Genomic DNA, 8,460 nt, shown 5'->3' with positions numbered 1-8,460 from the left:
AAAGCACCCGAAGGTGCTTTTCAAATCACTGCACAGAATTAAGGAATCAAACCTTCATCTCGCATGGCAATTTGTACCGACTGGCGCTCAGCCACTTTATTACGCAGTGCGATCACATTGGTATAGGGGGTCAAGTCATGCCCAATCCCATTCGACCAGTTTGTTAACACAAATAGATAAGCGTCTGCAGGACCAAAGTTGTCATCAACTAAATAGTCGTTATCCGATTCGCCAATCGTATTGTTGATATGGGTTAATAAACGATCAATTTCAGCGTAGGCTTTTTCTTTAGCTTTGCCTTCTAAAGGAGCACCAAAGAAAACCGCATAAGCATCATGTAATTCTGAATTTAAATAGCCCAACCATTCTAGAACTTTGGCACGCCCCAGCCCGGATGGTGGAATCAAGTCTTGTTTTGGATCGTGCTGTGCAAGGAAAGGTAAAATGGCAACGTTTTCTGTAAGAATCAGACCTGGATTAATTTCTAAAGCGGGAACATAACCTTTAGGGTTAATCGCGTAATAATCTGTACCTTTTTCAGTTTTATGTGTTTTTAAATCAACGCGCTCCAAGTCAAAATCGACATTAATTTCATTTAAAATGATATGTGATGCCAAAGAACATGCACCTGGAGAGTAATAAAGCTTCATACCTGATCCTTGTTATGTATCTATTCACTGTTTTAAATTGCTTCTAACAAACTTTCAAGTGATCAAACCTGTAAATTGCAAAAAAGCGTAAATGTATAAAAATCACTTACCTTTTGAATATTGTATAAATCGCTTCTATTTTCAAGTCAAACTCGGGTGCTTTTTTGATTCAACTTGTTTTACCATACGCATCTTTAAAGTTTGATGAATAAATTATTGTGATGAGCCTGAAAAAAGAACAATGGTTTTCCAATATCCGCACCGATATATTGGCCGGTTTGGTGGTGGGTTTAGCGCTCATCCCCGAGTCGATTGCCTTTTCTGCGATTGCAGGCGTTGACCCACAAGTCGGTCTGTATGCCTCTTTCTGTATTGCGGTGACCATTGCTTTCTTTGGCGGTCGTACAGCGATGATTTCAGCCGCTACCGGTGCAATGGCCTTGCTGATGATTACCCTGGTCAAGGATCACGGTTTGCAATATTTACTGGCAGCCACCATTTTGACCGGTATCCTTCAGGTGATAGCGGGCTATTTTAAAGTTGCCAAGCTGATGCGTTTTGTTTCGCAGTCGGTGGTCTATGGTTTTTTAAATGCATTGGCGATTTTAATTTTTGTTGCCCAATTGCCGGAAATTAACAAGATGGATAGCTTAGGCTATTTATTTATGGCGATGGGTCTGGTGATTATTTATCTGTTTCCTCACATTCCGAAAATAGGTAAAACAATTCCCTCACCTTTAATTTGTATCGTGGTACTCAGTGCTTTAGCAGTATTTTTGGGTGCTGACATGCGTACCGTGAGTGATTTGGGACATTTTCCAGATACACTTCCTATTTTCCTGATTCCAGAAATTCCACTGAACTTTGAAACCTTAAAAATTGTTTTCCCTTACTCCATTACGCTGGCTACTGTCGGTTTACTTGAAACCATGATGACCACGACAGTGATTAATGAAGTCACTGGAACTGAAGCTGACCGTCATCAGGAATGCCGCGGTCAAGGTTATGCCAACATTGTCAGCGGGTTTATGGGCGGTATGGCGGGTTGCGCCATGATTGGTCAATCGATTATTAATGTTTCTTCAGGTGCACGCACTCGCCTTTCCACACTTGTTGCCGGCGTGTTTTTGCTGTGTTTGGTGGTTTTTCTGAAAGACTGGCTGGCTTATGTCCCGATGGCAGCATTGGTTGCGATTATGATTATGGTGTCTTTTACCACTTTCCAGTGGGACTCAGTCAAACAGTTCCGCAAGCACCCTGCTTCCTTTAATGTGGTGATGATCGCGGTGGTGATTGTAGTATTGGCCACACACAATCTTGCATTAGGGGTATTTATTGGTGTGCTACTGTCTGCACTGTTCATCATCAATAAGCTTGAAAGTGAAGTAAAAGTCAGCTCAGTATTACTCAATCAATCAATACGTCGTTACAAGATTTCAGGACAAATTTTCTTTAGCAGTTCAGAAAAATTTTTCCAGTTTTTTGACTTTCAAGAACCGATTGATCAAGTCAATATAGATCTGACCCATGCTCATATTTGGGACATTACTTCAGTCAATATGTTGAATACTGTGGTACAGAAATTTAGAGATCAAAATATTCAAGTCGAAATTATGGGATTAAATGAGGCCAGTAGCACTCTAATTGACCGCTATAATCCACTTTAACTTTTAATTAAAATGATAGTGCCAGCATCACTGCTATCGTACATAGATTCCCAATGCGTGGGCAGCTAAAACTAAAAATAGATAGGCCAGCATATGAATACAAATCATTGGTTTATGTGGGCAATATTATCTGCCTGCTTCGCGGCCTTGACCGCCATATTTGCCAAAGTGGGTTTACGCCAGGTCGATTCTGACCTGGCCACACTTCTTCGCACCGTGATTATTGTATTGGTATTAAGTTTAATGGTTTGGGGATTAGGCAAATGGCAGAATCCTTTATTACTTTCAGGTAAAACCTGGTTGTTTTTAACTTTGTCGGCTTTAGCAACTGGCGCCTCATGGTTGTGTTATTTTCGGGCCTTACAACTCGGTCCAGCCTCACAAGTGGCACCAATTGATAAACTCAGTGTGGTTTTAGTTTCCCTTTTTGCTGTTGTTTTTTTAGGTGAACGGCCTAGCCTGCAAGAATATTTAGGCATTGTCCTCATTGCGCTTGGCGTGCTCACCATTGCATTAAAATAATGCAATCCCCCTTCAAAATTTTCTAAGCCAATATTTTTTATAAAGTAATTAATACTCACAACTTAACCCCGTTATTTCTTAGGTCTCAACTTTTATTACAGCAAATAATGACGCAACAACAGCATGACTCTGCGGTCTTTGTGGCATCTTAAAAATGAAAAAGTTTGACTTGTTAGGTTCAGGACTTAAAATACCGCATTCGAATTTTTTACATTTGCCAAAGTTATGTCGAACGATCAATTAGACCAGCAAGTCGTAGAGCTGGACAACTTGAATGAACATCGCGAAATTGTCACTTTTATGCGTCGTTCATCTCCGCTGAATACCTCTCAACGTACTGCGCTTGAACAATATGGTCACCTAATTTTGGAATATCCGGTGGGTGATTTACGTCAGCAGTTCGAACATCCGGAACGCCCGCTTACTGTAGAAATTGGTTTCGGTATGGGCCGTTCACTGGTACTGATGGCTAAAGCCAACCCTGAACGCAACTATGTGGGTATTGAAGTGCATGTTCCGGGTATTGCGCAATGTGTGTATGAAGCGGGCATGGCAGGCTTAACCAATCTACGCTTATTGGATGCCGATGCCATTCAGGTGCTTCGTGAAATGCCAGACAATAGCATTAACGCAATACAACTCTATTTCCCTGATCCATGGCAAAAGAAACGTCATTTCAAACGTCGCTTTGTATCGCATGACCGTATGCCACTGGTTGAACAGAAACTGGAAATGGGCGGGACTTTCCACTCTGCAACCGACTGGGAACCGTATGCCGAATGGATGCTGGATGTTTTGGATAACCGTCCAAATCTGGAAAATATGGCAGGCAAAGGCAATAGCTACCCTCGCCCTGACTGGCGTCCGCAAACTAAGTTTGAACGTCGTGGTTTAGAAGAAGGTCATAAAATTAACGACTTCCTGTTCAAGAAAATTGGCTGATTTCCCTAAAATCGGCAATAAAAAAGCGCTCTTCTGAGCGCTTTTTTATTGGATGATTAGCGTATAAATAAGCGGTAAATCAGCTGTTGAATCCATGTTCCATACGGTGGATAAATCAATTTCATTAAACTGAATTTTGGCCGTACAAAAACAGATTTGGCATGACTGAAAGTTTTAAAGCCTTCATGACCATGATAATGCCCCATGCCTGATGCACCAACGCCGCCAAAAGGCATATCTTCCATTCCTGCGGTCATCAATGTTTCATTCAGGCAAACACCGCCACTGTGGGTTTCATTCAGCACTTTCTGCTGTTCAGCCTTGTTATAGCCAAAGTAATACAAAGCCAATGGACGTTCACGCGCGTTGATATATTCAATCGCGTCATTAATATGCTCATAGCAGACAATCGGCAGAATAGGCCCAAAAATTTCATTCTGCATTAATTGCATATCGTCATTCACATCGGTAACGACTGCATGCGGCATGCGTCTACCCTCTGCTTCTGCTTCAATCTGGATCAGCTGTGCACCTTTTTGCTGGGCATCCATCAAATAATGCTGCAAACGTGCGAACTGACGCTCATTGACGATGGCCGTGTAATCGGGATTGTCAGCAATACTGTCCGGATAAAACTGCTGAATCACTTCAAAATAGGCTTTAATGAATTCATCCTGCTGGCTGCGATGCACCAGGGCATAATCCGGCGCTACACAGGTTTGACCTGCATTCATGGTTTTGCCAAAAGCGATCCGGCGTGCACTTTCTTTTAAGTCTGCATCTTGAGCCACAATGGCTGGAGATTTTCCGCCAAGCTCCAAGGTGACGGGCGTCAAATGGTCAGCTGCCGCGTGCAGCACATGTGGTGCAATAGCAGTTGCCCCTGTAAACAGCAGGTGATCGAATGGCAGCTGCGTAAACTTTTGTGCAGTCTGTGCATCACCGGTAATAACATTGACATGGCTTTGGGCAAAATTTTCCGCAATCAGCTTTTTAAACAGTTCAGAAAATGTTGGCGTGTATTCGCTCATTTTCAGCATGACGTTGTTGCCGGCAGCTAAAGCCTGTGCCAAAGGTCCGATCGCCAAAAACAAAGGATAATTCCAGGGCACAATCACGCCAATAACCCCTAAAGGCTGATACATGACATAGCCACTGGCCGGCTGGAACAAAATGCCGACTTCACGCTTACTCGGCTTCATCCATTTTCTTAAATGCTTCAGACTGTGTTTGATGCCATTCAAGCTGGTCATCACCTCAAACAGACGGGTTTCATCTGAACTGCGGTTGGAAAAGTCATGGCTGATGGCTGCCGCGATTTCATCCTGATGCTGCGCAACCATTTGATACAAGGTTTGTAAATGCTGCTTGCGTTGCTCAAAACCTGGATAGGTCTGGGCTTTAAATGCCTGCTTTTGCAGTTCAAAAACCTGCTGCAACTGCAGGTCTGCTGTGTCAGAATCTTCTGCCCCAAACTCATCGATGCTGTCAAAAAGCTGATGTTGTTCCATCGCCATAGTCTTATTTCCTATTTTTCTTGTTTTACAACATAAATGAAACTTCAGCTGATGTCAGTACAATTCCTTGTCTATTCAAGCCACATACTATGTGAAAGCACTTTGACGAATCAAGTCGACCGCTTTTTCCGCAATCATGATCACCGGCGCATTGGTGTTACCATTCACTACAGTCGGCATAATGGATGCATCCACCACACGTAAATTCTGTATGCCATATACCCGTAATTGCGGGTCAACCACCGCCATGTCATCCATTCCCATTTTACAGCTGCCCACCGGATGATAAACCGTGTCTGCCCGCTCACGCAGAATCTGGCGAATATCATCATCGGTTTTTACATGCTCGGTAAACAGATCGCGTTTATAAATTTCGGATAATGAAGGGGACTGCATCAGTTTTCTCGTGAGTTTAAAGCCTTGCACCAAGTCTTCCAGATCCTGCTCATCTCCCAGGAAGTTAGGATCGATTTTTAATGGGTCAGAAATCTTGTTACCGCTGAGCTGAACCGAACCGCGGCTGCGTGGATTTAGCAGACAAACGTGGCAGGAAACGCCGTGGCTGGGATGAAATTTACGTGCATGATCATCAACCAGCGCCACGACAAAATGCAACTGCAAGTTTGGAATGGTCAATGAAGGATCGCTTTTTAAAAAACCGCCACATTCGGCAAAGTTTGAAGCAATCATGCCACGGCGCTCCTTGCGATAACGTCCCAGCTGCTTAAACAGATCCAGTGAGCCGGACATAGACACACCAAACGTGCCCTGTATATCTTTCACGCTATAGCCAAAAATAAAGTCTGGATGATCATGAAAATTTTTACCTACACCCGGTAAATGATGCTTCACTTCAATTTTATGTGCTGTCAGCTCAGCCTGATCACCAATGCCGGACAGCATCAGAATTTGCGGAGACTGGATTGCACCGGCACTCAGCAATACCTCTTTCCGGGCACGTAGCTGTTTGATTTGCCCCGCATGCTGCACTTCTACGCCTAGTGCAGTTTTCTGTTCAATCAGAATTTTCTGTGTCAGTGCGTGGGTTAAAACGATCAGGTTGGGACGCTGCAAATGTGGATATAAATAGGCACGGGCAGCGCTGCAGCGTTCACCATTGACATGCGTAACTTGATAAACTCCCAAACCTTCCTGTTCCGCACCGTTAAAATCATCCAGTATTTTGTAGCCTTCAGCTTTGGCAGCAGCAATATAACGCTGATGCAGTGGATTATCGGTACGGATATCGGAAACTGAAAGCGGCCCCGAGTTGCCATGATAGTGATTCTGTAAGCGTTCGTTATTTTCAGATTTAATAAAATAAGGCAACACTTCTTGATAAGACCAACCAGTATTGCCTAAAGAAGCCCAATGATCATAATCGGCCTGATTGCCGCGAATATAAATCATGGCATTAATATTGGAAGAACCGCCCAAACCTTTACCACGTGGCTGATAACCTTTGCGTCCATTCAGCCCTGCCTGTGGCACAGTCTCAAAAGCCCAGTTGTTAATTCTGGTCGGTAAGCTGACCACAGCTGCAGCTGGAATATTTACGGTCCAATTTTCCCCATTTCCCCCGGCTTCTAATAAACATACCGAAATGTTTGGATCTTCAGTTAAACGACTTGCCAAAACACTGCCGGCACTGCCCCCGCCAATCACGATATAATCGAATTCCTGCTGCATCTTTCTTATTCCTTAACATTATTTTTATTGATTAGTTTTATAATGTCTTTTAATAACATAGAACGCGATGCAACAGCAGTGTCTTTTATCCAAATTAAATAAATATATGAATGTGCAGTAATTAGACCATCTTTACGACAGACTTTTACATTTTAGCCATAAAGCCCTGATAGGATAAAATTTGCGTAAAGCGCTCTACCGCATCAAAACCACAGCCTTTAAGTTGTTCAAATGTTTCCTGCTTCGAGAGTGGAATAAAATCATCGTCTAAACGATCCACCATCGCCGCAGTCTGTGAGGGCGTTAAGCCATTTGCCTCACATATAGATCTGAGTGCTTGTAGCTCCTGAGTAGACTTAATTTTGGTTAAGTCAAAGGTCAGGAATAGTCCTTGAGATTTTAACCGCGAAGAAATAGCTTTAAAGAAATTGGGCTTATCTTTAAAGTCCACAAAATGCGTGACCAAAATGGAAAGTGCTGCATCAAAAGATTGGCCTGTTTTTAACTGGTCTACATCACCCAGGACAAACTCCACCCGATGCGATGCATTTAAGGCATGGATATGGTGTCTGGCTTTATCCAGCATGTTTTCCGACAACTCTGTTGCAGTAAAGGTCCAGTCAGGAAATAACTGAACCAGATGACCCAGTTCATAGCCGGTACCACAGCCAACAATCAGCACATGTGCATATTCATCCACATATGTTTTTAATAAAGCCCGAATTTGTTGATGTACCACTTCGTAGCCGGGAATGAGCTTCCGTATATGTTCATCATAGCCATCAACCACATACTGACTGTTAAAATCCTTGGCCATACGCGCCTCCTTTTGCAATGCATGATCTCAATCTGTTTAAGTTTAAGTCACTCTTAACCATGATGCGATTGCAAAATCTGCTGACTCATCAAATTGTAAACATTTTTCAAATCTTCCCGTTTGGCGTCATTCAACATCTGCTGATGCATATTCAGGATATTCTGATCGCCTCGCATTGCAGGTCCGGTCTGCATCTGCTTAGGGTCATGCTGTACGGCTTTATGGGCTGTTTCTAAAATTAAGGGATAAAGCAGTGAGAAATCGACCTGTTTGGCATCGACAATCTGCTTCGCCATGTCATAACAATAATTGCTAAAGTTACAGGCAAATACAGCCGCCAAATGCAGGCTTAAACGCTGTGCCGATGTATAGGTATAGACGCGTGAACTTAGGCTATTTGCCAGCTCGGACAATTGCACCAGATCATTCGCCTGGCTTACTTCTACAAACAATGGCGTGCTCTGCCAATTCACTTCGCGGGCCAGACTAAAGGTCTGTAAAGGATAAAACACCCCGGCACGTGCATGAACCTTTGCCAGAACTTGAATATCAGTACTGCCTGAGGTATGCACAATTAAGACATCGCTTAATTGTGCATGCACCTGTTGAATGACCTCAGCAATGGCCTGATCGCTCACGGCAATAATCACCAAATC

The 8,460-nt window shown here is 43.2% G+C and carries 8 protein-coding genes; 3 read left to right on the top strand and 5 right to left on the bottom strand.

Features of this window, described 5'->3' with window-relative positions:
• Nucleotides 1-38 precede the first annotated feature (38 nt).
• Entirely contained in the window at nt 39-650 is a 612-nt protein-coding gene (locus B2Y23_RS04825; RefSeq protein ID WP_291369358.1) for a glutathione binding-like protein, read from the bottom strand.
• Nucleotides 651-868: 218 nt separating this feature from the next.
• On the opposite strand from B2Y23_RS04825, the gene B2Y23_RS04820 reads away from it, so the two are divergent.
• The 3 genes from B2Y23_RS04820 to trmB all read left to right on the top strand — a co-directional run bounded on the left by B2Y23_RS04820 (nt 869) and on the right by trmB (nt 3,781).
• Complete coding sequence (locus B2Y23_RS04820; RefSeq protein WP_291369356.1) at nt 869-2,317, top strand: SulP family inorganic anion transporter; 1,449 nt, start codon at nt 869-871, stop codon at nt 2,315-2,317.
• A 93-nt stretch (nt 2,318-2,410) separates the two neighbouring features.
• Complete coding sequence (locus B2Y23_RS04815; RefSeq protein WP_291352302.1) at nt 2,411-2,839, top strand: EamA family transporter; 429 nt, start codon at nt 2,411-2,413, stop codon at nt 2,837-2,839.
• A gap of 225 nt (nt 2,840-3,064) precedes the next feature.
• Nucleotides 3,065-3,781: a tRNA (guanosine(46)-N7)-methyltransferase TrmB gene (trmB, locus tag B2Y23_RS04810; protein ID WP_291352304.1), complete on the top strand. Its 717-nt coding sequence runs from the start codon at nt 3,065-3,067 to the stop codon at nt 3,779-3,781.
• Between the two features lie 56 nt (nt 3,782-3,837).
• Here the strand turns inward: trmB and B2Y23_RS04805 are convergent, their stop codons facing one another.
• The 4 genes from B2Y23_RS04805 to B2Y23_RS04790 form a co-directional block, all read right to left on the bottom strand.
• Nucleotides 3,838-5,298: a coniferyl aldehyde dehydrogenase gene (locus B2Y23_RS04805; protein ID WP_291369354.1), complete on the bottom strand. Its 1,461-nt coding sequence runs from the start codon at nt 5,296-5,298 to the stop codon at nt 3,838-3,840.
• Between the two features lie 87 nt (nt 5,299-5,385).
• On the bottom strand, nt 5,386-6,987 hold the full coding sequence (locus B2Y23_RS04800; protein WP_291369352.1) for a GMC family oxidoreductase: 1,602 nt from the start codon (nt 6,985-6,987) through the stop codon (nt 5,386-5,388).
• A 145-nt stretch (nt 6,988-7,132) separates the two neighbouring features.
• Nucleotides 7,133-7,804, bottom strand: a complete 672-nt coding sequence (locus B2Y23_RS04795) for a class I SAM-dependent methyltransferase (protein ID WP_291369350.1) — start codon at nt 7,802-7,804, stop codon at nt 7,133-7,135.
• A 53-nt stretch (nt 7,805-7,857) separates the two neighbouring features.
• Nucleotides 7,858-8,460: Rossmann-like and DUF2520 domain-containing protein (locus tag B2Y23_RS04790; protein ID WP_291369348.1), on the bottom strand; the 603-nt coding region annotated here is incomplete at its 5' end.

This window comes from Acinetobacter sp. UBA5934 (assembly GCF_002430855.1).
In the GTDB taxonomy this organism is placed as follows: domain Bacteria; phylum Pseudomonadota; class Gammaproteobacteria; order Pseudomonadales; family Moraxellaceae; genus Acinetobacter.
Note: the sequence above shows the minus strand (reverse complement) of the source record. Positions and strands in the feature narration are given on the sequence as shown.

Excerpts from the sequence above, each read along its gene's own strand:
- B2Y23_RS04825 (WP_291369358.1), bottom strand. The coding sequence starts at position 650 with ATGAAGCTTTATTACTCTCCAGGTGCATGTTCTTTGGCATCACATATC.
- B2Y23_RS04815 (WP_291352302.1), top strand. The coding sequence starts at position 2,411 with ATGAATACAAATCATTGGTTTATGTGGGCAATATTATCTGCCTGCTTC.
- trmB (WP_291352304.1), top strand. The coding sequence starts at position 3,065 with ATGTCGAACGATCAATTAGACCAGCAAGTCGTAGAGCTGGACAACTTG.
- B2Y23_RS04805 (WP_291369354.1), bottom strand. The coding sequence starts at position 5,298 with ATGGCGATGGAACAACATCAGCTTTTTGACAGCATCGATGAGTTTGGG.
- B2Y23_RS04800 (WP_291369352.1), bottom strand. The coding sequence starts at position 6,987 with ATGCAGCAGGAATTCGATTATATCGTGATTGGCGGGGGCAGTGCCGGC.
- B2Y23_RS04795 (WP_291369350.1), bottom strand. The coding sequence starts at position 7,804 with ATGGCCAAGGATTTTAACAGTCAGTATGTGGTTGATGGCTATGATGAA.